Source organism: Pseudomonas mendocina, from assembly GCA_037482215.1.
Taxonomy (GTDB): Bacteria; Pseudomonadota; Gammaproteobacteria; order Pseudomonadales; family Pseudomonadaceae; genus Aquipseudomonas; species Aquipseudomonas mendocina_E.
In genome coordinates this window covers 1,837,588-1,862,462 of the sequence record CP148074.1, presented here as the reverse complement: position 1 = coordinate 1,862,462, position 24,875 = coordinate 1,837,588, and the positions used below count along the sequence as shown (strand labels likewise).

The window sequence follows — 24,875 nt, the reverse complement described above, 5'->3', positions numbered from 1 at the left end:
CGGCAACATAACCGCAGCGGCGCTTTTAGTGTGGCGGCTTAACGCTGATCGCCGCGCAGCTCGCCAACCTTCTTCTGTAAAAACTCACGGGTGGCCAACTCAGCCGGGATCGCCCGCCCCGCCACCAAAGTGACGCGGGACCAGAGACGCTTGAAAAAGCCCTTCTTCGGATCGCGACTGAAGAAACTCCCCCACAACCCCTGCAAAGCCATCGGTACGACGGGCACCGGATTCTCTTCGATGATGCGCTCAACACCGGCCTTGAACTCGTCGATCTCGCCATCCGCCGTCAACTTACCCTCAGGGAAGATGCACACCACTTCACCGTTGCGCAGGTATTCAGCAATTTTGCGGAAGGCCGCATCGTAGATCAGCAGATCTTCCGAACGGCCGGCAATCGGCACTGTCCCGGCAGTGCGGAAGATAAAGTTGAGCACCGGTAGGTTGTAGATTTTGTAGTACATCACGAACCGCACCGGCCGCCGGATCGCCCCGCCAATCAGCAGCGCATCGACGAAGGACACATGGTTGCACACCAGCACCGCTGCACCCTCGTCAGGAATTGCCTCCAAATTCTTGTGCTCAACCCGATACATGGAATGGCTGAGCATCCAGATCATGAAGCGCATGGTGAATTCGGGAACGATTTTGAAGATGTAGCTATTGACCGCGATGTTCATCAGCGCCACGGCCAGGAACAGCTGTGGGATCGACAGTTCAGCCACGCTCAAGAACAGGATCGACACCACGGCCGAGATCACCATAAACAGCGCGTTGAGGATGTTGTTCGCGGCAATAACCCGTGCCCGCTCATGCTCAGCCGTGCGCGACTGGATCAACGCATAGAGCGGCACGATATAGAAGCCTCCGAACAGGCCGATTCCGGCAATCGAGCCCAAAATCCACCACGCCTGAGGCTCACTCAATACGGTCAGCCAGTCATGGTCCACTGCGCCCTGCGGGAAGCCCGACGCATTCCACCAAAGCAGGATGCCGAACAGGGTCAGACCGAACGAACCAAACGGCACCAGACCGATTTCAACCTTGCGTCCGCTCAGGCGCTCACACAGCACCGATCCCAGTGCGATACCCACTGAGAACACTGTGAGAATCAGTGTGACAACGCTTTCATCGCCGTGCAGCCACTCTTTGGCAAAGGCCGGAATCTGCGTCAGGTAGATTGCGCCGAGGAACCAGAACCAGGAGTTGCCCACCAGCGAGCGCGACACTGCCGGTGTCTGGTTAAAGCCAAGTTTCATGGTGCGCCAAGTTTGACGGAAGATATTCCAGTCCAGCTTCAGCTCCGGCAATGCAGCCGGCGCCGTGGGAATACCACGGCTGGTCAGATAACCCAGCACTGACACCACCACAATCACCGTGGCCACCACTTCGGCGTAGTGACTGCCCGCCATGATCACGCCCGCGCCGATGGTGCCGGTGAGAATGGCCAGAAAGGTGCCCATTTCCACCAATGCGTTGCCGCCCACCAGTTCTTGCTCTTCGAGGTGCTGCGGCAAAATCGAGTACTTAACCGGCCCGAATAGCGCCGACTGCGTGCCCATGGCAAACAGCGCCCCGAGCATCAGCGGCAGATTGGACATCACCACTCCCGCCGCACCGACGGCCATGATGACGATTTCCAGCAATTTGATATTGCGGATCAACGCATCCTTAGCGAATTTCTCACCAAACTGCCCACCCAATGCCGAGAACAAAAAGAACGGCAGGATAAACAGCAAAGCGCACAGGTTAACCAACAAGTCCTTGTCTGCTGTGGTGGTGATTTTGAAGAGAATGGCCAGAATCAACGACTGCTTGAAGATGTTGTCGTTGAAGGCCCCGATGAACTGCGTCAGAAAGAATGGCAGGAAGCGTTTTTTACCCAACAAGGCAAATTGGGATGGCTCACTCATCGTTCTTATATCCTTGTCTGCAATGACTTGTGCTGATTTGACTGCAAGGCGGCGGATTAAGCCACACCTTACCTAACGGCCTCTATACACCCATAAACCGGTGCGCAAGAGCCGACTATAGCGAATCCCTGTGCGAGCTGTCGCACCCATGCCTGAAGTAATTAAGCAGCTTTATTTGAACGCACTGAGCTTGCTTATCTGCGTAATTCGCTTATTCCAGACCATTTCAAAATGGGCAGTTTGAATCACCTCAGTGACACAGCGTGGCGTCATCAACGCCCAGCACAGCTGGCCCACTCGGCGCACCGAACAGTAACGCAAACCCGGTACGCCCTCCTCTCTGGCCTTAATTCCCACGCCACGGCTGGCGCTGTAATCGTCAGGCGAGTAGATCGCATCACTTAACGGCACCGCGCTTAGATCAAGCATGCCACCTTGATTGAAGGTGCACCTGAGCCCACGAAATACAAAGCGGTCGTAATGCAGGTCAGGCACTTGGGGCCAATAGAGCGTCTGGTGATAGCTCACCTCAGCAATAGCCGTCTCTAACTCGTCCGCAATGTACAGGACACCGAATCGACCATCACTGAAACGCGACCCGTCAGGATTTACATGGGTGAATGGCCCTGTCGCGTAGTTACATCCCTTGATGCCGAATGGAATTTCCTCCCGTGGAATCAGCGACAAGTTACCCAATTCCACCTGAATACGCGGATTGGTCAGCGCTTGGGCCATGTAGAGCACATCAAAGTCCTCAGCGCTGGCCACGTCGTCAAACAACGAGGTTGGCGGGAACTTGGAGTTGATTAGGCGATAGCCTCGCACCTCTGTCTTGCCCAGCACAGGCAGATGACTCAGCTTCACCAGCCTGCACCGCGCAATGCGTCAATGCGCTTATAGGTTTCGTAGAGCGACACAAACTGGCCGCTGGACATGATTTCCAGCGGTGATTTGCCGTTGAAGAACGGGTTGTGATTCTTCATGTTGACGAAACCGTAGACGTTCTCGGGGTTATCAAACACGGTTCTCAGCGCTGCATGGCAATTGAGAATGATGCTGGCACGGCTGATTTGATCCGCGTCTAAATCAACCGGCTTACCGCTTTGAGCGCGCGCCAAGGTGCTGCGCGATACGCGCAGGATTTTGCAGGCCAGTTCGGTTGTAGCCTTCCACTTGGCAAGAATATTCGCAGCCGCACTGAGCACTTTGCGGCAATCGTCCGTTGTGAAGGCTCTTTCTTGCAGTACAGCACTCATAGTGAGGCCTCTTCTGTATCTATAGACACAATAATATCCATAATTGGTCTACAGAGACAAATATGTTGCTAGTATAGACGTAGCACGCAAAGAACGAGGTGATTACACCGCAACTCTGGACACATCGTCTTGGAACCATCGTATTGAATATTTTCAATCGCCCCCGCACAGTACGGTGCTTAAACAAACCTGCTGCCTTGGACCCCATGAGATGCCAGAAGCGTTCGACACACTGCTGAATTTTGCCAGCGCATTAGCGGCTGGTTTGCTGATTGGTGCCGAGCGCGGCTGGCAGAGCCGCAACAGCGATGACTCAAAGCTGGTCGCAGGAATCCGCACTTTCGCCCTGAGCAGCCTCTTAGGCGCCTTTGCCATGCTGCTTGGAACACATTTCGGTGTTGCCGGATGGGCTGTCATCTTCGCCGGCTTCGCGGTGCTGGTGGTGGCGTCTTACTGCGGCGAGATGAGCAACAAGGGTGACCTAGGCCTGACCAGTGAGGTAGCCCTGCTGATTACCTTTCTGCTCGGCAGCTTGGCCATGGCAGGTTATGCCGGGGTTGCCGCCGCCGGGGCGGTGGCAGTGGCCTTACTGCTTAGTCTGAAACAGGTTCTCCACGGGGCTCTGCAAAAACTATCGGAAGCCGAACTGTCTGGCGCACTGAAACTGCTGTTTATCTCATTAGTGCTACTGCCTGCCCTGCCCAATCAGGGCTACGGCCCTTGGGCTGCATTCAATCCGTACGAAATGTGGTGGATGGTGGTACTGATCGCCAGCATTGGCTTCGCTGCCTATATGGCCATCCGCCTGGTGGGCACCCGCCATGGCCTGCTGATCACGGCCCTGCTGGGTGGCATGGTGTCTTCAACAGCCATGACCATTACCCTCGCCCGGCTCGCTCAGGGGCGCAATCTCAACGCCATCCTCACCTGCGGCCTGCTGGCCACCTCAGCCCTGATGTTCCCGCGCGTGCTGCTTGAAGTCGGCCTGATCAACCGCAGCTTGCTGCCTCAACTGACTTGGCCCCTACTGCTCACCATGCTGATTTATGCGGGCGGGGCGCTGTTCCATTACCTGCGCGCCAGCCAAGAGGTTGCCGAACAGGCAGAACCACCGTTAAAGAACCCCTTTGAATTAGCGCCAGCATTACGCTTTGCATTACTTCTGGCGGTCATTCTGTTTCTGGTTGAGGCCGCCCAGCATTGGCTGGGGGATGTGGGGGTTTATCTGGTCGCACTGCTATCAGGCCTGGCCGACGTGGATGCCATCACCCTGTCACTGGCCCGCAGTGCTCAGGGTGAGTTAAGTCAGCACGTGGCCGTACAAGGGATATTCCTGGCGGTATTGAGCAACAGCTTGGTCAAAGCCGGGCTGATCGCTCTGATCGGCGGTCGCAGACTGGCGCTGGCAACCTTGCCGATCATCGTCAGCGGACTATTGGCTGGCGGTGTATTGCTGATGCTAATGGAGGCCTGATCAGTCGCCCGACTGATCCAGTAGCTCCAGCCCGGACGCCCGCTCCAGCAGATCTGGCGACAAGCTCTTGCTGGCGCGGGCACCAAGCAGCTTAAGGTTTTCCACGCGACTGATGATATTGCCGCGGCCGTCGCAGAGTTTATTGCGTGCCGCTGCATAAGCCTTATCGAGTTGCTGAACCCGGCTGCCGACTTCATCCAGATCCTGTACGAAAGCAACAAACTTGTCGTACAGCGCTCCGGCACGCTCGGCTATTTCAAGGGCATTCTGACTTTGCCGTTCCTGCCGCCAGAGGCTGTCGATCACCCGCAGCGTGGCCAGCAACGTGGTTGGACTGACGATCACGATATGCTGGTCGAACGCCTCCTGAAACAAACCAGGATCAGCCTGCAAAGCCGAAGCGAACGCCGCCTCAATCGGCACAAAGAGCAACACGAAGTCCAAGCTGTGCAAGCCTTCAAGACGTTGATAGTCCTTGTGCGAGAGTCCTTTGAGGTGACCGCGCAGAGACAGCACATGCTGCTTCAAGGCTTGCTGCCGGGCGACTTCATCCTCAGCCGCAATAAACTGCTGGTAAGCCGTGAGGCTAACTTTGGCATCCACCACCACCTGCTTGTCACCCGGCAGCTGGATCAGTACGTCAGGTTGAAAGCGCTCACCCTCAGGGCTCTTCAGGCTGACCTGAGTCTGGTACTCACGCCCCTTCTCCAAACCGGCATGTTCCAGCACCCGCTCTAGCACCAGCTCGCCCCAGTTGCCTTGGGTTTTCTGGCCCTTAAGGGCGCGGGTCAGGTTTGTGGCTTCATCGCCCAGACGCTGGTTGAGCTGCTGCAAGCGTTCCAGCTCCTTGCCAAGAGAGAAACGCTCACGCGCCTCCTGCTGATAGCTCTCCTCTACCCGTTTTTCAAAGGACTGAATGCGCTCCTTGAGCGGGTCAAGCAATTGCACCAGTTGCTGCTGGCTGGTTTCAGCAAAGCGTTGTTCGCGCTCATCAAAAATCTTCCCCGCCAGCTCGGCGAACTGCGCACGCAGCTCGTCACGAGCACTCTGCAGATCATTGAGGCGCTGTTGATGGCTGTCCTGCTGCTCCTTCAGCTCGGCGCTGAGGGCTGCTCGCTGGGCGTCGAGCTGGCGGATTTCGGCTTCTTGACGGGCTCGCTGGCCAGCCCACTCTTGTGAAGCTTCGCGGGCAACCTGGCGCTCCTGTTGCAACAACTCAGCTTCACGGCGTAACGCGGCCAATTCGGCTTGTTGATCAGCCTTGATTTCGCTGATGGCGGACAACTCATCACGGCAAGCGTCCAGTTGTGCAGCCAGGCCATCCTGAGCCAGCTGAGCATTGCTCAAGCGTTCATCTAGGACACTCACCAATGCCTGTTGACTGGCAAGACGCCGTTGCAACGACCAGGCAAATGCCGCCAATGGCAACGCCGCCAAGACAAAACCCAACACAGCCGGGATCAAAGCAACAGACAGATCAATAGGCATAAACAACTCCGCAAACCAGAGGCTGGAGTATAACCAGCCACACCGGCGTAATCAGAGCTGTTTAAGCAGCTCAACGGCTTCGGCTGAACCTTGAGCAGCAGCCAGCTCAAGCCAGTAGCGCGCCTGCTGTGGTTCACTGGTACGTGGATGACTGTACAGCTGTCCCAGCTCCAACTGAGCAGACAGATCACCGGAACGGGCGGCCTGACGCAACAGCTCAAAGCCCATGCGTCGATCACGGGGGTTACCGCAATCGCGACAAAGCATTTGCCCCAGACGCAGCTGTGCCGGTACCAGACCTTGCAAAGCGGGCTGCTTGAGCAGACGCCCCGCCAGACGTTTGGTACCCACCCGCTGCCCCAGGCTCCGGCTGTCGAGCATGCGTAAAGCAAGCCAAGTGCTGAGATGGTGGATGCGAGGAAGTGGGGCCGAAACAGGCCGGGAAATAACGCGAGGCATACAAAGTCAAAGTGGCGCGAAAGGCGCGCACTCTACTCCTTTTTTCGGCACAGTAAAGTCACAGGTGCTTCTGGAATATGCGTCCTAGAGCCACATCAGATGTAATCCACAGAACCTGTGGATAACTACGTGGATAACATGGGTGCAGTCGCTCTCACCCCTGATGGCATGGGGGCTAAGGTCAGTTTGATGATTTTTTCGCCAAAGAAAAAAAATCATATTTTTCATTGATTTACAAAACCAAATGGTATTGGGCAGGGCTTATAACAACTAACCGCCACGATTCACTGACATGTATCAGTAATGTGCACAAGTCTGAGCGGGATGCGACAAAAATGCCCTTTTTCAAGGCACAAAAACCACTTTCGTTAAAGCGACATCTATGGCAGAAGCCACTCAGTGAAGCAGTTTGTCTGACTAGACAATCTCAAATCTGAGCACAGCAAGTCGTTCTGTTTGGGGCGCTAAAATATAGTGCAGCAGTCGAACCACAGCGATATAGGTGACTCTCAGGACTGACAGGCATCATGAGTCCTAAACTGCCGCAAAGGAGTGTGGAATGCATAACTGGCTCAGCTCAGCGGAAGCGCTGGCCTTGCTTAACGTGAGAGCGCAAACCCTGTATGCCAACGTCAGCAGAGGCAAAGTACGCACCAAAGCTGACCCGAACGACTCCCGTAAGAGCCTTTATCACGCAGGCGACATCGCCCGTCTCAGTGATACGCGCAGAGGCCCTAAACGAATTGAGGAATTGATGTCAGAGGCCACCGGCTGGGGACAACCGATTATGGCCACCTCCATTTCCACCGTAGCCAACGACACCCTTCTTTACCGGGCAGAAGATGCTGTGGGCCTGTCCAAATCCCACTCCCTGGAATCAATTGCCAGCCTGCTCTGGCGCTGCAAGCACGTGGTGCTCAGCGCTCCAGCAAGTACTGCCGGTGACACAACCGACTACCCGGCGACATTAGTATTTAGCCGTGCACTATCAGCGATCAGCCAACTGGCATACATAGCAGCACCAAGTTTGGAGCTCCCCCTCAGCGAACTTCAAACTGAGGCAAAAGCGCTCCTTTCCACCCTAATCTGCTCAGCCTTCGGAAGCACTGTAATCCGTGCTGGCGGAGATATCAGCGCACAAATCAGCCATGCCTGGCAGCGCCCGCAAGCCGAGACACATATTCGTCAGGCCTTATGCCTGTTAGCCGACCATGAACTGAATGCCTCAACCTTCGCCACTCGGGTCGTCATATCAACCGGTGCCAGCCTCGCCTCCGGGGTGCTCGCAGGCCTGTCCGCTCTGGGAGGGCCTCTACATGGCAGGGCTACGCAGGAGTTCAACTCATTAGTCTGTGAATCGACGGCACACGGCGCACAAAAAGCCGTCAGCGACTGGTTAACCCAAAAGAAACGCTTACCGGGTTTTGGCCATCCGCTCTACCCAAACGGTGATGCCCGCGCCTTAGCAATACTGCAAGGACTTCCCCGCCCGGATAGCATGGCCGAGCTTGAGTACTGGGGGACTCAGCTCAGCGGAGAACACCCTAATATTGACTACGCTCTCGGCTGCTTGGCCCTAGTCTACGACCTGCCTGGGGATGCCCCCCTTGCCCTGTACATAGCCAGCCGATGCGTTGGCTGGCTAGCACATGCCTTAGAGCAAGTTGAGAACGGCAACCTGATAAGGCCAAGGGCGCGATTTATCAATTAAAAACAAATTAATAACATACCAATCCTATCTAAAAGCATGGAACTTCCTCCAATCCGACAAGATAAAAAGTTATAAGCCGCATAGAAAACCTTATAAATCCTATTTTATGTTGATTAACTCAATCAAGATTGACTCATCATCCGAGCGCTCCTAGATTCCACATCAGTCGATGCAGGAGATATAACTATGAGCCTAGGAATTGATGCTGCTATTGCAGCAGAAACCCGACTTTCCAGCGTTGATGGCGAAAAAGGCGAACTTATAATTCGCGGCCACTATCTGGACCATATCGCCGGCGTTCTTGACTACGAAGAAGTTATTACGGAACTCTTTCAGGATTTATTAGGAAACAACCTTGATCCTGAAATAATCCGCCAACAACTTTCAGCAGCACGACATGAAATATATGAGCACTTCAAGCACACTGATGATCAAATAAAATCACTGCCGGTTGTAGATGCACTCAGAGCACTGCTCGCAAAGCTTGAAGACGCTAATGATTTGCCTACGGCAATCCGCTTGGTTGCAGCACCTGCCGTATTCACCGCTCTGCTGATCCGTGCACGCCAAGGAAAGTCTTCGATCCCCCCGTTAACAGACGCAAGCCATGCGCAAGACATCCTGCATATGGCCGGGCTGGATGCCTCGGAGCAGCACGCCCAGGCATTAGACACCTACCTGGTCACCATCATTGATCACGGACTAAATGCATCGACCTTCACTAGCCGTGTAGTGGCTTCAACCCATGCAGGGCTGACATCATCAGCAGTCGCCGCCCTAAGCGCCCTTAAAGGCCCGCTCCACGGTGGTGCTCCTGGTCCCGTATTAGACATGCTGGACGCTATTGGCTCAGCCGCAAATGCCCGCTCTTGGCTTGAACAAACCGTGCGCAACGGAGACAGACTAATGGGCTTTGGCCACCGCATCTACAAGGTCAGAGACCCGCGCGCCGATGCACTGAAACGGGCTATTGACGGTCTAAAAGACTCGTCAGCCATCGACAGTGATCGCCTTAATCTGGCGATCAACGTAGAGCGCACAGCACTTGAGGTTTTAAAAGAATTTAAACCGCAAAAACCACTGCACACCAATGTCGAGTTCTACACCGCCCTACTTCTCGACTCCCTAGGATTTAGCCGGGAAGACTTCACCTGCATTTTTGCTATAGGCCGCATCGGTGGCTGGCTTGCGCATGCCCGCGAGCAATATTTGTATGGCCGCCTTATTAGACCACAGTCAACCTATACAGGGCCGAAACCGAATTAATTAAAACTTACTGCTGCAACCCAATCCAGACTCCAGCCAAAAATAAAAATCCTTAACCAATGACATTTAATTAATCATTCAAAATCATTACCACCTATTAGCAGGTGAATTATTTGATGCAGTCGATCTCAACACCTAAGCAGTGGATGGTACTTATTATAGTTTCAATAGGTACTTCCGGCGTCCTGATATTACTTAGCGCCCCAGCAGCGTTTATGTTAGGCGCAATGCTGGCCGGTATCGGGGTTACGGCACGGGGCTGGCAGTTGAAGTTACCGACATCGCTATCCAACATTGCCCAAGCAATAATCGGCTGCCTGATAGGCTCCTCCATAACCCTAAACCTCTTGCCACATACGGCTAATAACCTGTGGCTGTATAGCGGCATCACGCTTTCAGTCCTGGTGATCAGCCTGGGCGTTGGGATTCTGGTTAGTCGCATCCAGGTCTTACCGGGCACGACGGGTATCTGGGGATCGCTCCCCGGCGCGGCCCCTATGATGATAATCCTCTCGGAACAGCACGGCGCCGCCCCACATCTGGTGGCATTTGTGCAGTACACCCGGGTTGTGATGATGGCATTTGTTGCCGCGCTGGTAGTGGGCGCTTTCGCTGGCAACAGCAGTGCTCCATCCTCCGTATCGGTTCCCCCCCTTGGCGGTTCTGGTGAGCCCCTTGGCGCGCTGCTCGTGGTCGGTGGCAGTCTGCTGATAGCCCGACTGGTACCCAGAGCATCGAATATCTTTCTGATCGCCATCGTTCTGGGCTTCGCCCTGGGTAGCACTGAACTGTTATCCACCCACCCGCCGTTCTGGCTGCAAGCGCTGGGGTTTGTACTGCTGGGCTGGAGCATTGGCTTGCGCTTCACCCGCGAGGTGCGTCAGGCTGCGGTCAATGCGTTCTTCAAAGTCGTAGCGCTGTTAGCGGCCATGATTGCTTTGTGCCTGATTCCAGCAGCCGTGTTAGTGCTGGTTTTCGGTATCGACCCGCTTACCGCTTATTTGGCCAGCAGCCCGGGTGGGGTCGACTCGATTGCCATTATTGCCTCAGGCAGCCCGGTGGATATGCCCTTTATCATCACCGCGCAGATGTTCCGTTTCGTGATTGTGCTGGTGTTCGGCCCTGCGCTTACCCGCTTTATCGCGCGAAAGTTCACTTTGGGTCCACCCAGCCCGCTACGACCTGACTAAAAACTCGTTTTACACGCTGTGTATACTCAAGCCATACACGGCGGACACAGCCACTGGTCGCCGGACTCGTAACACATAAAAGGAATCAGTGTTATGCCGGGCCGCCGTATCTGGCTGCGACTGACAGCATGGCTGTTTTTACTTGTACTTATCCTCTTTGCTGTAGCGTGGTTGGGCGTTAACCGTCTGCTTGACCAGCAACAAATCAGCCAAATTGAATGGCAAGGGTTACGCCTTTCATCTGATGGTCTACAGCTGCAACAGCTGGACTTCACGCACCCCACAGCCCGCGTAGAGCTGAAGGGATTACGTGCTGAATGGCTGGATTTCAAGCGCCCAGCTCCGTGGTTACGTCAGATCTCTCTCGAACATGCCAACGTAAGCATTACCGACAGCGAATCGACAGATGACGCAGCCCCCACTGCTGTAGATGTTCCAAGCACAGCGAACCTTATCGCATTGATACCAGCGCGGCTGGACGTGAAACAGTTAGAACTGCAAGTCCCCTGCGCTCAGCAACGCTGCACCCTATCTGGTGCGTTACAGGCAAAAAACACGTCACGTTATGCGCCGGATTTGAACCTGGATCTCAGCGTCAGGCTGGCCTTGCAGCACGATGGCAACGAGCTTGACTGGCAGGCTCGGCTGCTTGGCATTCGTTATGCCCCCCACCTGCAAGTTGATCTGGCCATCAACCAGCGGCCGCAGTTGCTCCTGCTGACTAGCTTGGAGCCCAAGGCTAACGGGCAGTTCTGGCACACGTTGGTGAATGCGGATATCCAGCAGGCCGCAGCACTGCACAGCTGGCTGCAGCAGTGGTTACCAGACTCAGCTCGACAGCTCTCACAAGCGCCACAAAGCGCACGGATCGAAGCCCAAGCCAGCCTGCTGCTGCCTTCTGGGCCGCTGCGCGCTGAGTCCCTCGCACAAGCGACTGGCGCACTGACCGCATACGCCAACTTGCCGCAACCCTGGCCGATCCCCGGCATTGGCCAGATACAAGGACAACTGGATGCCACAGCCAAGAGCGTCGACGGGCAGTGGCTGGCCGAGAGTCTGAGCAGCAACCTAACCCTCAGTGAGATTTCCGCAGAGCTCAGCCAGCTCTTGCCTGCGGGACTGAACCCAGATGCCGTGCAAATCAAAATCCAACCGACAACACTCCCCAGCGAAGTTGCTGAAGGGCTGGCCGGACGCTCGCTGCCGGTCAAGGCTCAGCTGATGATGCAGGGCAAGGCCCCCTTGGTTGCAGACGGCACACTGATTCTCTCCAACAACCTGCCTTGGGCTGTGCAACTGGTAGACACGCAAGTGAACGCCAACAATCTCAGCCTGAGCCTTGCAGAGCTAAGCCTTAAAAAGCTCAAGGCTCAGCTCAAGCTAAATGGCTATATCGCCCCACAACAATTCCACGTTCAACTCAACAACGGTTCAACACTGTCCGCCAAACAGCTGAGCTACAGCCAGTGGCAAGCTGATGACGTTGAGGCCCGCAGCCAAAATCTCCACCTAGAAGGCAAAATTGTCGATAACTCAGCACAGGCATGGACGCTTCAAGGCGACCTCGACATTGCCGCCAAGCCTATACATGAACAGTTGAATGCCCAGCGTTGGTACTGGCAAGGCCCGGTAAAAGTCGACACTGACAGCATCAGCCTCAACGGCAACCTGCGTAATGACGCCCAGCTCAGCACCCAACTAACCATCCAGAACAGCAGCACTAAAGGCCTGGACATTAACGCCCAGCTTGCAGAAATATTCCTACGCAGTGGCAACCCATTACAGGGCAGCTTCAGTGCATGGCCAGCACTGCTTGAACTGAATAACGGCCGCCTCAAAGCCAGCGCCAAACTCACACTTAAGCCCAGTCAGAATTTCCCGGAGATAAGCCTGAACCTCACAGGCAAAGGGCTTGCAGGCATCTACGACCGCACCGAGCTGACGGGCCTTAGTGGCAATCCGAAGGTAAAGATCACGAGCAATTCCCTTCAACTCGACCTCCCCGACCTGACTTTGGAGCAAGCCAACCCCGGCATTGCGCTCGGCCCGCTGCAACTCCAAGGCAGCTATCAGGCACCGTTGCAGTCAGCCAGCGCAGGCACGCTGCAATTAACGAAAGCCGAGAGCGCCCTGGTCGGCGGCAAACTTCACCTGCCCTCCGGTCAGTGGAAGTTGGATAACAGCACACTGACCTTCCCCTTTGAGCTTGAGGGGCTGGAACTTGAACAACTGTTTATCCTCTACCCCACCGAAGGACTGGCCGGGCATGGCACCATCGACGGACACCTGCCGCTGCAACTGAACGCAGATGGATTCAGCATCAATGACGGCCACGTACAGGCACGCGAGCCCGGTGGAAAACTTCAATTCAACTCTGAACGCATCCGCCAGCTGGGGCGCAGTAACCCGGCCATGCAGCTGGTGACTCAATCGCTGGAGGATTTCCAATTCAGCACACTGAGCAGCCAGGTCAACTATGATCCACAAGGCAAACTGAATTTGGGTATACGCCTTGAAGGGCAAAACCAGGCCATTGAAAAGGGCCGCCCTATCCACTTCAACATCAACTTGCAGGAAGACATACCGACCTTGCTGGCCAGCCTGCAACTGAGCGATAAAGTCAGCGAAGTTATCAAACAGCGTGTTCAGAAGCGCATGCTTGAACGCGAAGCGAGTGAACAGCGTTAGACACACTGCGGCCATCAGAAGGCCGTTAGCCAATACAAGGAGACGTGACATGCGCTTGCGCAACCACCTGGCCGTCGTGCTACTGGGATTTCTCAGCGCAGCCTGTACCCCGACGGTGCAATTGGCGATGCCCAATGAACCGATCAACATCAACCTGAATGTGAAGGTTGAGCACGAGATTTACATCAAGGTCGATAAAGCACTGGACAACGTATTCAACGAATCCAGCGGACTGTTCTAAGGAGCCCTGTATGAAGACTTTCCAACGTATTGCCAGCTTGGCCCTACTGCTTGCCCTGAGCCTTCCAGCGGCAGCCCTTACCTTGAATGATGCGATGTCGGCACTCAGTGACGCCAAAGCCAGCGGCCAGTTAGGTGAACAACCCAATGGTTACTTAGGCGTCGTGAAACCCGGAGGCCAGGCCGCCGAGATTGCCAAACTGATCAACGAAGCCCGCCGCGCTGAATACCAAAAGCTGGCTGCACAGAACGGCATTAAGCTGACCGACGTGGAAGCCATCGCCGGACAAAAAGCCATCGACAAAACCCCGGCAGGGCAATACATCCAGTCCCAGGGGCAGTGGCAACGCAAATAGCCGAATGGCATTAAGGCGGCGCGGCTCAGGCCGCGCCCCGACTGCTATGCCTTAGGTTTAACAGCCGGAAGCGTTTCCGGAGTGAGCTTGTAACGAACCAGCTCATCCCGTGTCAGCACCCGCATACGATTCGGCTGCGTACTCAGCATCAGCTCCAGCAACCCCATTGGCATGCCCATTTCCCGGAAGTACGTGGTAGCGCTGTAACGCGGATCGTTGCTGCGGCTAACGCTGTGAATCGAGTCACTGCCCGCGTAATAAGGTTTGTGCAGCCCAACATGGCCACGCACGGACTTTTTCACGCCAGCCACCAGCACATACACACAGCTGCCCTGACAAACACCCGTCGAAGGCACCAGGGTTTCGAAGCCGGTTTCCCGCAGCAGCCTGCCCAGTTTCATGGCCTCAGTGACATTGCCACCAATGCTGTCGAGCATGGCAATCTTCTTCTGGTACTTACCCGGATGCTGCCTGATGCCGCGCAGCAAGGCCTCGTAATCGCCAGGCACGATGTCTTCCGATATTTTAACCACCAGCATCATGCCCAACGTTTTGTGCATCCCGGCCTGCACATCCACCTTGGCCAAAGCAGCACCCGAACTCAGTGCCAAGCCAAGAGTCAGTAGCAGTTGTATAAGCAATGGGCGCATAGAACAGAAAAATCCTTTAGCAATATCAGCGGGATGGCAACAATACCCCTAGCAGGGTTATCGCGCATAATCTGTCTCAGCCATTGCTATTACAACTGGCCTTCCAGTTTTTGTGCTCAAGTGAGAAAACCGTGACCGCACTCTTCGAGATTCAACCCCGCAGCCCCGAAACCTATCGCCAGAAAACCCGCCGCAGCACCTTGGTGATTGCTGTTGTGTTCATTGCCCTGGCCATGCTGCTATCAAGCACTGCCGTTATGCTCTTCGGCTCTGAGGGCGGTGATAACTTCCGCTGGAATCTTGGCGGTGTGCTGGTCGCACTGGCAGCGACTGTCGCGTTCGTCCGGGGTGTGCTGTGGCACCAGCCCTTCATGGCCGAGGCTGCTTATGGCTGGAACCTCAAGCGCAGCCTGATGCGCATCACCAATGTTATGCACCACGTTAAAGCCGGGGTTGGTGCCCGCAATGAAAGCGCGATGAAGCTGCTGCGTTTCTATCACCTGGGCGTTACCCAAATGCATCAGCTGGATGGCAACTCCAGTGCCTTAAGCGAGATGGTCAAAGAGATTGATCAGCACAAAGAGCGCATGGAAGAGCTGAACCTAGATACCGAGCAGCTGCGCCTCTACCAACAATGGTTGGATGAGGTCAAAAAGATTCCGGCTCAACGCAGCTAAGAGCGTTCAACCAATAATTTTCAGAAGACGCCGGGCCTGGATATACACGGCCCGGGCTTCATAAGCGTTATTGAACGGTTACAGCGTTCCAAGACTTGCCATCCGAGACATAACTCAGCTGCTGGCCTTTACTCAACGTAAGCAACGAACCGTTAATGTGCAGGGACGAAGTGTTGCTCGCCCGGTGATCAACAAAGATCGACTTCCATTTGTACTGCCCCGGACTTGGGAAGAAGATATTCGGCGCCCAATTGCTCTTGGTTGTTTGAATCGTCACCTGTTGCGTATCACTCAGAGCGTTGGCAATGGTCTGCGCACCCAGATCATTACTGTGAACCACCGGTACTTGCTTTACGCTGGGCGACGGTATCGCACCTAGATCGTTAATGACATTGATGCAGGCACTCGCATTACAGGCAGCCTGAACGATATATCCATCATTGCAGTTACCATATGTTTTAGTGCTTTGCTCAGCCCTTACTGAATCATTAGCCACTGGATTATAAAAGACAGAGCTCTGAGCCCCGATAACGCTACACGAAGACAACTGACCATTGCCTTGTGAATACTCTTCGACGAAACCTGACGAAGCATAAAGCCCACCAAACGTCTCTGTCACTTCAATTACGCCAACTGTCTTGGCCTGCCCAGTCATAAAGTCATAAATAACACCTTTAACCAAGTTACCTTCTTTTAGTACCTTCAACTGGTAGATATGACCCGTTTTCCAAGGATACTCAACCTGACATTGAACACCTGATCCCTCATGGGAGAAGTGTTTGCAGTTGCCGGACTTCCAACCCTTAGCTTTCCATATTGAATAATTAAAAGCGTGAACGCCATTGCCACGATTTTGCAGGCCAATATAACCGCCATCGCCTCCTTTAAAATGAAACTGGTTTGCCCAGAAATAGTGTGATTTGGGGCCGCCGTCATTGCTGATCTGCTGGTAGAACGCCATCTGGTTATAGCTCGCACCTGCTGGCCACACATTACGAATCGAGACAATACCACCGGCCACAACAGCATGGCTCAGGGGGCTAACTATCAGTAACGCGGGCAACAACAACTTCTTAGCAATTGCGAATTTCACAAACGCTCCTTGTAATGGCACAGTTAATTCTCAGACACAGGAGTTAAACTCCTACCGCCTAGATTATTCGCAGTCATTTCGAATGCATAAAAGCCCATAGCTACGGTGCTATAGGCTTTATTGGTAAGGATATAAATCCCGAGCGCATACTCTTTAAAAGAGCGATCATGAAAAATGAGAAGCGTCTTATCAGGCTGTATTTCTGACTAGTACGATCACCACACCTGCAACTTGGCAAAGTGCCTTTATCGAACTTTAACGATTGCAAGCACCGACTTAATCAGGCAGCCCTATTCTTATAATTTCTCCTAAGTGCTCCAAGCCTTAACGCTCAAAGCACATCAGGCCACCTATAAAAGATCATCTATTGAAGCAGCTGAGTCAGCACGGCCCGCAACTTGCCCGGTTTAACCGGTTTGTTCAGCAACGGCAGCCCCATGCTCTGCAAAATTCGTCGGCACTGATCACTGCGATCGGCGGTGATCATCACCGCTGGTATATCCAGCGCATAGTGATCACGCAGGTAATGAATTACATCGCATCCCAACACGCCCTGATCCAAATGGTAATCGGCGAGGATCAACTCTGGTGCCTGCCCCGCCAGAACCTGTAGCGCGCTGTTCAGATCGGTGGCGGTTTTTACTTCACATCCCCACTGCTCTAACAACGCCGACATGCTGTGAAGAATGCTCAGCTCGTTGTCCAGCACTAACAGACGACGCCCGGGCAGAGGGTCCCCCAAACTCTGCTGCGGCGCCCGCATGATGCTGGGAGGATTACGCCGGCTAACCTTGGCCAATGGCACGCGAATACTGAAGATAGACCCCCGGCCGACCTGAGAACGCACGGTAATCGGGCAACCGAGGATACGTGCAATTCGTTCGACGATGGCAAGGCCTAGCCCTACCCCTTTACGCTCGGAGGCCCGCTCCACATTCAGCTGGCTGAACTCCAGAAACACTGTTTCCAGCTGATCTTCAGGGATACCACGGCCGCTATCCCACACTTGCAGCTCTACAAACTCTCCCCGTTTGCGCGCAGCCAGCAGAATGCCGCCGGAATCGGTATAACGGCAGGCGTTACTGAGGAAGTTACGCAATATCCGGGTTAACAGGCGCAGGTCGGTCTGAATCTGACATTTACTGCTGCGCACGCGCAAATTCAGCCCGGCCGCTTCTGCCACTGGCTGGAACTCAGAAGCCAGCGGCGAAAGGACTTCCTCAAGGCTGTAGGTATCCATATCAGCCTTAATTGCGGACTGATCGAGACGAGATATCTCCAGCAGGTCTGTCAGCAAATCCTCAGCGCCTTCCAGGGCCTGATGACTGCGCTCAACCAGATTCTTTTCACTTGCAGGAAGATCACGCTCACGCAGCGTGGAGATCAGCAAGCGGGCCGCATTGAGTGGTTGCAGCAGGTCATGACTGGCGGCTGCCAGGTATTTGTCCTTGCTGCGATTGGCCTCTTCAGCTGCATCACGCGCCACACGCAGGGCCTTCTCGATCTGCTTACGTTCAACGATCTGCTGCAACAGATTGCGATTGGCCTCCTCCAGCTCACGGGTGCGCTCGGCAACCCGCTGCTCGAGTTCGTCATTGAGTTGCTGTAAGTGCTGCTGAGCCTGCTTACGCTCGGTGATGTCTGCAACAAACCCTTCCAGCAAGCCGTCTTCATCGGGTTTGATCAGCAGGTTCATCAACACATCAATGACACTGCCATCGCGCCGGCGCAGTTGTGTCTCATAGCTGAACAGGCCAGGCTCGTGCATCAACACATCACGGATGTGCTCAAGCTCGCGGCTGCCGCCAACAACCAACGATTTAGCTAAGCCTCCCGTGGACAGCAACACGTCCTGCGGGCTGTCGTAACCGAGCATACGCGCCAATGCGGGGTTTGCGGCCAAAAGACCATCCTGAATACTGGCCTGAAAAATCCCGTGTACCGCATGCTCAAACAGCCACTTGTAGCGGTTACGCTCGGTTTCCAACTCATCCAGGCGCGCCATCAGCTCGGGGTAATGGCTCTTTCGGGCAGAGTGGCTGCCCAAGCCCAGCAAACCGGCTAACGCATCATTCTGCGTATTTTTTTCTGGGTCAGAGTGCCTCGGCATAGACGACCTCAACGTCCCGCTGTGTAGATTGCCGTGGATTCGTCAGGATGCATGGATCTTCCATGGCATGACGGGACAGGAACGGAATATCAGAAATTGAAACGCCATGCAGCTTGAGCGTTTCGTTAAAGCCCACCGCGTTCTTGAAGCCCACCAGATGTTCAACCAAACGCTGGCGAATCTGGTTGTGATTGAGCCCTCGGCCATCAATCCCCAAGGTGTCGGCAACAATACGGAATCGCTCCGGTGCCGCGCTGTAGTTAAAAGCCACCACATGCTCAACCAATGCGGCGTTGCACATGCCATGGGGCAAGTCGAGGAAGCCCCCCAGGCTATGAGACATCGCGTGTACGGCGCCAAGAATCGCGTTGGAAAACGCCAGCCCGGCCTGCATGCTGCCGAGCATGATTTTTTCACGCAGCGCAATATCGTGAGGATTGGCGATCATCTGCACCAGATTGCCGTTGATCAAGCGCATGGCTTCGAGCGCGTGGGAATCGGTCAGCGGCCCGCTGCCGGTAGAGACAAACGCCTCAATGGCATGCACCAGCGCATCAATGCCGGTACAGGCCGACAGGAACGGGTCCATGCTCAGGGTGGTTTCCGGGTCGATCAACGACACATCGGGCACCACGGCCTTGCTGACGATGGAGAACTTCATGCGTTCTTGCTGGTTGGAGATGATCACGAACTGCGACACATCGGCTGAAGTACCGGCAGTGGTCGGGATCAGAATCAGCGGCGGGCTGGGCACGCGGATGGTGTCCACTCCCTCAAACTCTAGGATGCTGCGCCCGTGGGCCACCACAATGCCAATGCCCTTGGCACAATCCATCGGGCTGCCCCCGCCGATGGCAACGATGCCATTGCAGTTGTTGGCGCGGTAAATTTCCGCGCCATGCATGACTTCCTCTACCCTGGGGTTGGGTGAAACCGCGGTGTACAGGCAGTAATCAATGTTCTGCGCTTGCAAGCTGGCCTCAATATCCGCCACCCAGCCTGCAGCAACCACGCCGGGGTCAGACACCAGCAGCACCTTGCGCGCACCAAAATTGCTGACGTAGTTAGCAACGTTATGGCGGCAACCGGCACCGAAGACGATTTCAGGCGATACAAATTTGCGTAATGAGGTGAGGTGCTGGCTCATACTTCGGCCTTTTTTGTTGTTATTTGACTAATCACGCCAGCCTACCTAATTTGTAACTTTATGCAATTAAGCATAAGAGCACTCATCAAATAAGTGTTTTCTGAAAAGTTTGGATCGCACTTTACCAGAGCCAGCACAGTGCATGTGCTGCTATGTGCAAGTCATCTGTCGTTACAACAAGCGCCTGTAGAAGGCCAATTCGGCATCTAGGGCAAAAGCCAGGTTAGCGGCCTGGCGAAAGCCATGACGCTCTTCGGGGAACACATGGCATTCCACCTGAACCTGCTGCGTCTCCAGCGCTGCCACCATGGAGGCCGTTTGCTCAGGCAGCACCACGGCATCCAGGGCGCCTTGGAAGAAGATCACCGGCGTATGGATACGCTCGGCGTGTAACAGCGGTGTACGGGCCTTGTACCGCTCAGCATCACGTTCGGGGTCACCAATGAGCCAATCCAGATAATCCGCTTCGAACTTATGCGTCACCTGACGCAGGCTCAACGGATCACTGACGCCATACAGACTGGCCCCGCCGCAAAACGCCTCGGTAAAGGCCAACCCACACAATGCGGTATACCCCCCTGCACTGCCGCCACGGATAAATGCCCGTTTAGGATCAATCAACCCGGCTTGAGCCAAGTGCCGCACAGCCGCTTCAGCATCCTGCACATCCACCTCACCCCAGCTGCCACGCAGGCGCAAGCGGTATGCCCGACCATAGCCGGTGCTGCCCCGGTAGTTGATATCGGCCACTGCAAAGCCACGCTGAGTCCAGAACTGAATGCGCGGATCAAACACCGGGTAGCAAGCCGACGTGGGCCCGCCATGCAGAAAGATCACCAGCGGCGGTTTTTCATCCCCTTCCGCGCTGTAACCACAATTGTGGGGCGCGTAGAAAAAGCCATAACAGGTCTCATCCGCTCCACTCAAATAGAGCATGCGTTGGGGCTGGGAGATTTCAGCCGCCGGCAAGTTACACCCCACTGAGGCCAAGACCCGCACCTCATGGCTGATACGGTCAATGGCCAGCACTTCGCTGCCCGTCACCGGACTGGCCGCAATCGCATAAAAGTGCTGCTCATCTGCGGCTAACTGGCGAAAACGGCTGTAATCCATGGCCATTCGGTATTCGCGGCCGGATTGCGGCTCACGCTCAGCCAGCCAGGCAAAGCCTGCATCAAAGCCACTGAGCAATAGACCGTTGTGCAGAGGCTGATAGTTACGCGCCCCCAGCTGCCAAGGCGCTCCGGCATGGTCGGTGGCGCGACTGTTCAGGGGTTGCAACTCACCGGAACCCGCCCGTGTTTCCTGCCAAGGCTGCCAATAACCATTGCGGTCAGTCAGCGCTAGCAAGCGCTGCTGCGCATCAAATGCAGGCTGTTGGATCGACTGATCAAGCGCCTGCCCTGCCACCACCTGTTTAGCTGACCAGCTGCCATCTGCTTGCCGCTGCGCCACACACAGTCGCGTTGCCAGCCAAGGTTGATAAGGTCGGTCCCACTCGATCCAGGCCAATCGCTGGCCATCCTGACTCAGGGTCGGTGCGGCATAAAAATCAGCCCCCTCTACCAGCACCGTTCTCACGCCATCGTCGCAGCTGATGGCGACTAAGCGATGAACCCCTTTGTTGTCTTCCCGCGACTCTTCAACCGCCAGTACAGCTCCGTGATACGGGTCATAGGCAAGATCGCCATAGCGGCAATCAGAGCGCTGTGTCAGTTGCTTGATAGCGCCTTCGAGCGGTTGCCAATACAGCTGTTGGTCAGCTTCGCAAACCCAAGCCAAGGCATTATCAGCCAGACAGAACGCGCCGCCGCCGTATTCGTAAACACGGCTGCGGATGGAGTATTGATCAGGCGTCAGGCATTGCAGGTGCTGTGGCGTCCAATGCCATAGGCGGGTGCTGGCATCCGCCGGATCAAACAGCGACCACACCACCCCGCCGAGCCCGACACGCAGCTCGGCGAAGTCGCGGTTGGCACTGGCTGCATCAGCGCTGCTCCAGCCGCTTTGCCAGTGGCCGTATGGCGCACGCACGTTTTCGCCTGAAGTCATGCCTTGCAGATCAGCTTGGAGGCCTTTTCATTGCGGAACTGCAAGCTCTGCAACGAACCCGGAGACTCCTCAGCCTCCTGGCGTGCCTTGAGAATCAGATCATGATGGGCAGACTTGCTGCACACCGGGTCGGCATTGCTGGCATCCCCCGTCAGCATAAAGGCCTGACAGCGGCAGCCACCGAAATCCCGCTCCTTTTCATCACAGGACCGGCACGGCTCAGGCATCCAGTCATAACCGCGAAAGCGATTAAAGCCGAACGACTCCTGCCAGATATGAGCAATGCTGTGCTCACGCACGTTAGGGAACTGCACCGGCAGTTGGCGCGCGCTGTGGCAAGGCAACGCAGTGCCGTCCGGCGTGATATCGAGGAACAGATTGCCCCAGCCATTCATGCAGGCCTTTGGGCGCTCCTCGTAATAATCCGGGGTGACAAAAATCAGCTTGCACGGATGCTTTTGCGCTTCGAGCTTCTCCCGCCACTGCTGGGTGATGGCTTCGGCACGATCCAGCTGCGCTTTGGTCGGCAGCAGCCCGGCGCGGTTCAACTCAGCCCAGCCATAAAACTGGCAGGTGGCTAACTCGACGAAATCCGCCTCCAACTCCAGACACAGCTCAATGATTCGCTCGATATTGTCGATGTTGTGCCGGTGTGTCACAAAGTTCAGCACCATCGGGTAGCCGTGCTTCTTCACCGCACGGGCCATGGCCAGCTTCTGCGCGAAGGCTTTCTTGGAACCGGCCAGCAGGTTATTCACCTCCTCATCGGCGGCCTGAAAGCTGATCTGGATATGGTCCAGCCCCGCTTCGCTAAAGCTGGCGATGCGTTCCTCGGTCAAACCAATGCCAGAGGTGATCAGGTTGGTGTAATACCCCAGATCACGAGCCGCCTTGATCAGCTCGGCCAAGTCTTGCCGCACCAATGGCTCGCCCCCGGAAAAGCCCAGCTGCGCAGCACCTAGCTCACGCGCCTGACGGAACACCTCAATCCACTCAGCGGTGCTCAGCTCTTTACCCTGCTGGGCAAAGTCCAGCGGGTTGGAGCAATAAGGGCATTGCAGCGGGCAACGGTAGGTCAGCTCCGCCAGGAGCCACATAGGTGGCCCCGGTTGGTGGTTCGGCTTAGTGCAGCTCGATCCAGAACTGAGCACTGGCGACCTCCATAAACGCGAGGATATCTTCGTCGATGCCCGGCACGTCCGGGAATTGGCTCTGCAAACGACCGATGATTTCACCCACGCAGGTGCTGCCATCAATCTGCTTGAGGATTTCTCCAGCACTGTCGTTAAGCTTGATCATGCCTTCCGGGTACAGCAGCACATGGCATTGCTGCGCCGGTTCCCACTGGAAGCGGAAACCCCGGCGAAGTTTCGGCACCTGCTGTAAAACCTGCTCAGTCATAGCGCAATCCCCCGGTGCCACACTGGCTCATTGGTAACGGTGTGATACGGCGGGCGCTCCAGCTCGTACGCCATGGTCATGGCATCGAGCATGGTCCACAGAATGTCGAGTTTGAACTGCAAAATCTCCAGCATGCGCTGCTGAGATTCCCACGTGTTGTAGTGCTCCAGGGTGATGCGCAGGCCGTGCTCAACATCGCGGCGCGCCTGGGTCAGGCGCGAGCGGAAGTAGGCATAGCCCTCGGCTTCAATCCACGGGTAATGCTGCGGCCAGCTGTCCAGGCGCGACTGGTGAATTTGTGGCGCAAACAGCTCAGTCAGCGAGCTGCTGGCCGCCTCCTGCCAACTGGCACGGCGGGCAAAATTAACGTAGGCGTCTACGGCAAAACGCACACCAGGCAGCACCATTTCTTGCGACAGAATCTGCTCGCGCTTAAGGCCAACCGCTTCGCCCAAACGCAGCCAGGCTTCGATGCCGCCCTCATTGCCCTCTTTGCCATCATGGTCAAGGATGCGCTGCAGCCACTGGCGGCGGGTATCCCGATCCGGACAGTTGGCCATGATGGCCGCGTCTTTGAGCGGAATATTCAGCTGGTAATAAAAGCGGTTGGCGACCCAGCCCTGAATCTGCTCACGGGTGGATCTACCGCTGTACATCGCCTGATGGAAGGGATGATGGATATGGTAGTACGCGCCCTTGGCGCGCAGCGCCTGCTCAAATTCCGCAGGCGTCATGGGCGTTTTGCTCACGGCGGCTCCTTACAATTCGATGCTCATACCGTCCCAGGCGACTTCAATGCCACGCGCGTTCAGCTCAGCACGTTCAGCAGAATCGAGGTCCAGAATAGGGTTGGTGTTGTTGATATGGATGAGGATCTTCTGCTCGGCTGGCAGCCCTTCCAGCACTTCGATCATGCCGCCAGGGCCACTCTGCGCCAGGTGGCCCATGGTGCTACCGAGTTTGTCGCCCACTTCGGTGATAATCATTTCGTCATCGCGCCACAACGTGCCGTCCACCAACAGGCAGTCCGCGCGCCGCATCCAACTCAGCAGTTGTTCATCCACCTGCCCCAGACCCGGTGCATAGAACAGCGTGGCGCCGGTGCGGCGGTCTTCAACAAATAGGCCGATGTTATCGCCCGGATGCGGATTGCCCCGGTGCGGCGAATAAGGCGGTGCACTGCTCAGCAGCGGGATCGCGGTGATACTCAAGTTCGGGCAAGCCGGGATGCTGAAGGGCTCCCCGTCCAGCTCGATCAGGTTGTGCTTCAGGCCGCCATTCCAGTGGCTGAGCATATTGAACAGCGGGAAGCCGGTGGTCAGATCCTGATGCACCATCTCCGTACACCACACTTGATGCGGGCAGCCTTCACGCAAGGTCAGCAGGCCAGTGGTGTGGTCAATCTGGCTGTCCAACAGAATGATCCCGGCAATCGCTGTATCACGCAGGCTGCGGGCCGGATTCAGCGGCGGGAAGGATTCGATCTGAACACGAATGTCGGGTGAAGCGTTGCACAGAATCCAGTCAACACCGTTATCGCTAAGCGCAATCGAAGACTGGGTTCGTGGCTGTGCGCGGACACTGCCGTTGCGCACGCCTGCGCAATTAGGGCAGTTACAGTTCCACTGCGGAAAGCCTCCGCCCGCGGCGGAGCCGAGAATCTGGATAAACATGGCAGATGTCCAAATGAGAATGCCCCGGCAA

Annotated in this window: 22 protein-coding genes; 8 read left to right on the top strand and 14 right to left on the bottom strand. The window is 55.6% G+C overall.

The window, feature by feature from the left end; all coding sequences use genetic code 11:
• Positions 1–38 precede the first annotated feature (38 nt).
• The 3 genes from WG219_08425 to WG219_08415 form a co-directional block, all read right to left on the bottom strand.
• A complete protein-coding gene (locus WG219_08425; protein WXL27464.1) occupies positions 39–1,913 on the bottom strand; it encodes an MFS transporter in 1,875 nt (624 codons plus the stop codon).
• A gap of 171 nt (positions 1,914–2,084) precedes the next feature.
• Positions 2,085–2,780, bottom strand: coding sequence for an RES family NAD+ phosphorylase (locus WG219_08420; protein ID WXL27972.1), 696 nt, complete (start codon positions 2,778–2,780; stop codon positions 2,085–2,087).
• Complete coding sequence (locus WG219_08415; GenBank protein WXL27463.1) at positions 2,774–3,169, bottom strand: antitoxin Xre-like helix-turn-helix domain-containing protein; 396 nt, start codon at positions 3,167–3,169, stop codon at positions 2,774–2,776. Before WG219_08415 ends, WG219_08420 begins: the two co-directional genes overlap by 7 nt.
• Positions 3,170–3,380: 211 nt before the next feature.
• On the opposite strand from WG219_08415, the gene WG219_08410 reads away from it, so the two are divergent.
• Positions 3,381–4,643, top strand: coding sequence for an MgtC/SapB family protein (locus WG219_08410; GenBank protein WXL27462.1), 1,263 nt, complete (start codon positions 3,381–3,383; stop codon positions 4,641–4,643).
• Here the strand turns inward: WG219_08410 and rmuC are convergent, their stop codons facing one another.
• Together rmuC and WG219_08400 are read right to left on the bottom strand one after the other, a co-directional pair.
• Positions 4,644–6,131 (bottom strand): DNA recombination protein RmuC, encoded by a 1,488-nt coding sequence (rmuC, locus tag WG219_08405; GenBank protein ID WXL27461.1) that lies wholly within the window; start codon positions 6,129–6,131, stop codon positions 4,644–4,646. It abuts the gene before it with no gap.
• A 51-nt stretch (positions 6,132–6,182) separates the two neighbouring features.
• Positions 6,183–6,512, bottom strand: coding sequence for a sel1 repeat family protein (locus WG219_08400; GenBank protein ID WXL27460.1), 330 nt, complete (start codon positions 6,510–6,512; stop codon positions 6,183–6,185).
• 637 nt (positions 6,513–7,149) lie between these two features.
• On the opposite strand from WG219_08400, the gene WG219_08395 reads away from it, so the two are divergent.
• The 6 genes from WG219_08395 (at position 7,150) to WG219_08370 (ending at position 14,041) form a co-directional block, all read left to right on the top strand.
• Positions 7,150–8,301: a citrate synthase gene (locus tag WG219_08395; GenBank protein ID WXL27459.1), complete on the top strand. Its 1,152-nt coding sequence runs from the start codon at positions 7,150–7,152 to the stop codon at positions 8,299–8,301.
• A gap of 186 nt (positions 8,302–8,487) precedes the next feature.
• Positions 8,488–9,567, top strand: a complete 1,080-nt coding sequence (locus WG219_08390) for a citrate synthase/methylcitrate synthase (protein ID WXL27458.1) — start codon at positions 8,488–8,490, stop codon at positions 9,565–9,567.
• Positions 9,568–9,683: 116 nt separating this feature from the next.
• Positions 9,684–10,757, top strand: a complete 1,074-nt coding sequence (locus WG219_08385) for an AbrB family transcriptional regulator (protein WXL27457.1) — start codon at positions 9,684–9,686, stop codon at positions 10,755–10,757.
• A 93-nt stretch (positions 10,758–10,850) separates the two neighbouring features.
• On the top strand, positions 10,851–13,445 hold the full coding sequence (locus WG219_08380; protein ID WXL27456.1) for a YdbH domain-containing protein: 2,595 nt from the start codon (positions 10,851–10,853) through the stop codon (positions 13,443–13,445).
• A gap of 49 nt (positions 13,446–13,494) precedes the next feature.
• A complete protein-coding gene (locus WG219_08375; protein ID WXL27455.1) occupies positions 13,495–13,686 on the top strand; it encodes a YnbE family lipoprotein in 192 nt (63 codons plus the stop codon).
• 10 nt (positions 13,687–13,696) lie between these two features.
• On the top strand, positions 13,697–14,041 hold the full coding sequence (locus WG219_08370) for a YdbL family protein (protein WXL27454.1): 345 nt from the start codon (positions 13,697–13,699) through the stop codon (positions 14,039–14,041).
• Positions 14,042–14,085: 44 nt separating this feature from the next.
• Here WG219_08370 and WG219_08365 read toward each other — a convergent pair whose 3' ends face one another.
• Positions 14,086–14,691 carry a hypothetical protein gene (locus WG219_08365; protein ID WXL27453.1) on the bottom strand — a complete coding sequence of 202 codons (606 nt, stop codon included), beginning with the start codon at positions 14,689–14,691 and terminating at the stop codon, positions 14,086–14,088.
• A 131-nt stretch (positions 14,692–14,822) separates the two neighbouring features.
• Here WG219_08365 and WG219_08360 point away from each other — a divergent pair, with 131 nt between their 5' ends.
• Positions 14,823–15,368: a DUF3087 domain-containing protein gene (locus WG219_08360; GenBank protein ID WXL27452.1), complete on the top strand. Its 546-nt coding sequence runs from the start codon at positions 14,823–14,825 to the stop codon at positions 15,366–15,368.
• A 67-nt stretch (positions 15,369–15,435) separates the two neighbouring features.
• Here WG219_08360 and WG219_08355 read toward each other — a convergent pair whose 3' ends face one another.
• The 8 genes from WG219_08355 to pqqB all read right to left on the bottom strand — a co-directional run bounded on the left by WG219_08355 (position 15,436) and on the right by pqqB (position 24,844).
• Complete coding sequence (locus WG219_08355) at positions 15,436–16,461, bottom strand: DUF3472 domain-containing protein (GenBank protein ID WXL27451.1); 1,026 nt, start codon at positions 16,459–16,461, stop codon at positions 15,436–15,438.
• Between the two features lie 364 nt (positions 16,462–16,825).
• Entirely contained in the window at positions 16,826–18,571 is a 1,746-nt protein-coding gene (locus tag WG219_08350) for a NahK/ErcS family hybrid sensor histidine kinase/response regulator (GenBank protein ID WXL27450.1), read from the bottom strand.
• Entirely contained in the window at positions 18,555–19,718 is a 1,164-nt protein-coding gene (gene ercA, locus WG219_08345; protein WXL27449.1) for an alcohol dehydrogenase-like regulatory protein ErcA, read from the bottom strand. The genes WG219_08350 and ercA overlap by 17 nt, the downstream gene beginning before the upstream one ends.
• 171 nt (positions 19,719–19,889) lie before the next feature.
• Positions 19,890–21,752 (bottom strand): S9 family peptidase, encoded by a 1,863-nt coding sequence (locus WG219_08340; GenBank protein WXL27448.1) that lies wholly within the window; start codon positions 21,750–21,752, stop codon positions 19,890–19,892.
• Positions 21,753–21,766: 14 nt separating this feature from the next.
• A complete protein-coding gene (pqqE, locus tag WG219_08335) occupies positions 21,767–22,921 on the bottom strand; it encodes a pyrroloquinoline quinone biosynthesis protein PqqE (GenBank protein WXL27447.1) in 1,155 nt (384 codons plus the stop codon).
• A complete protein-coding gene (pqqD, locus tag WG219_08330; GenBank protein WXL27446.1) occupies positions 22,893–23,171 on the bottom strand; it encodes a pyrroloquinoline quinone biosynthesis peptide chaperone PqqD in 279 nt (92 codons plus the stop codon). The genes pqqE and pqqD overlap by 29 nt, the downstream gene beginning before the upstream one ends.
• Positions 23,168–23,920 carry a pyrroloquinoline-quinone synthase PqqC gene (gene pqqC / locus WG219_08325; protein WXL27445.1) on the bottom strand — a complete coding sequence of 251 codons (753 nt, stop codon included), beginning with the start codon at positions 23,918–23,920 and terminating at the stop codon, positions 23,168–23,170. Before pqqC ends, pqqD begins: the two co-directional genes overlap by 4 nt.
• Positions 23,921–23,929: 9 nt before the next feature.
• Positions 23,930–24,844, bottom strand: a complete 915-nt coding sequence (pqqB, locus tag WG219_08320) for a pyrroloquinoline quinone biosynthesis protein PqqB (protein WXL27444.1) — start codon at positions 24,842–24,844, stop codon at positions 23,930–23,932.
• Positions 24,845–24,875 lie beyond the last annotated feature (31 nt).

Excerpts from the sequence above, each read along its gene's own strand:
- WG219_08425 (WXL27464.1), bottom strand. The coding sequence starts at position 1,913 with ATGAGTGAGCCATCCCAATTTGCCTTGTTGGGTAAAAAACGCTTCCTG.
- WG219_08415 (WXL27463.1), bottom strand. The coding sequence starts at position 3,169 with ATGAGTGCTGTACTGCAAGAAAGAGCCTTCACAACGGACGATTGCCGC.
- WG219_08410 (WXL27462.1), top strand. The coding sequence starts at position 3,381 with ATGCCAGAAGCGTTCGACACACTGCTGAATTTTGCCAGCGCATTAGCG.
- rmuC (WXL27461.1), bottom strand. The coding sequence starts at position 6,131 with ATGCCTATTGATCTGTCTGTTGCTTTGATCCCGGCTGTGTTGGGTTTT.
- WG219_08400 (WXL27460.1), bottom strand. The coding sequence starts at position 6,512 with ATGCTCGACAGCCGGAGCCTGGGGCAGCGGGTGGGTACCAAACGTCTG.
- WG219_08395 (WXL27459.1), top strand. The coding sequence starts at position 7,150 with ATGCATAACTGGCTCAGCTCAGCGGAAGCGCTGGCCTTGCTTAACGTG.
- WG219_08390 (WXL27458.1), top strand. The coding sequence starts at position 8,488 with ATGAGCCTAGGAATTGATGCTGCTATTGCAGCAGAAACCCGACTTTCC.
- WG219_08385 (WXL27457.1), top strand. The coding sequence starts at position 9,684 with ATGCAGTCGATCTCAACACCTAAGCAGTGGATGGTACTTATTATAGTT.
- WG219_08380 (WXL27456.1), top strand. The coding sequence starts at position 10,851 with ATGCCGGGCCGCCGTATCTGGCTGCGACTGACAGCATGGCTGTTTTTA.
- WG219_08375 (WXL27455.1), top strand. The coding sequence starts at position 13,495 with ATGCGCTTGCGCAACCACCTGGCCGTCGTGCTACTGGGATTTCTCAGC.
- WG219_08370 (WXL27454.1), top strand. The coding sequence starts at position 13,697 with ATGAAGACTTTCCAACGTATTGCCAGCTTGGCCCTACTGCTTGCCCTG.
- WG219_08365 (WXL27453.1), bottom strand. The coding sequence starts at position 14,691 with ATGCGCCCATTGCTTATACAACTGCTACTGACTCTTGGCTTGGCACTG.
- WG219_08350 (WXL27450.1), bottom strand. The coding sequence starts at position 18,571 with ATGCCGAGGCACTCTGACCCAGAAAAAAATACGCAGAATGATGCGTTA.
- ercA (WXL27449.1), bottom strand. The coding sequence starts at position 19,718 with ATGAGCCAGCACCTCACCTCATTACGCAAATTTGTATCGCCTGAAATC.
- pqqD (WXL27446.1), bottom strand. The coding sequence starts at position 23,171 with ATGACTGAGCAGGTTTTACAGCAGGTGCCGAAACTTCGCCGGGGTTTC.
- pqqB (WXL27444.1), bottom strand. The coding sequence starts at position 24,844 with ATGTTTATCCAGATTCTCGGCTCCGCCGCGGGCGGAGGCTTTCCGCAG.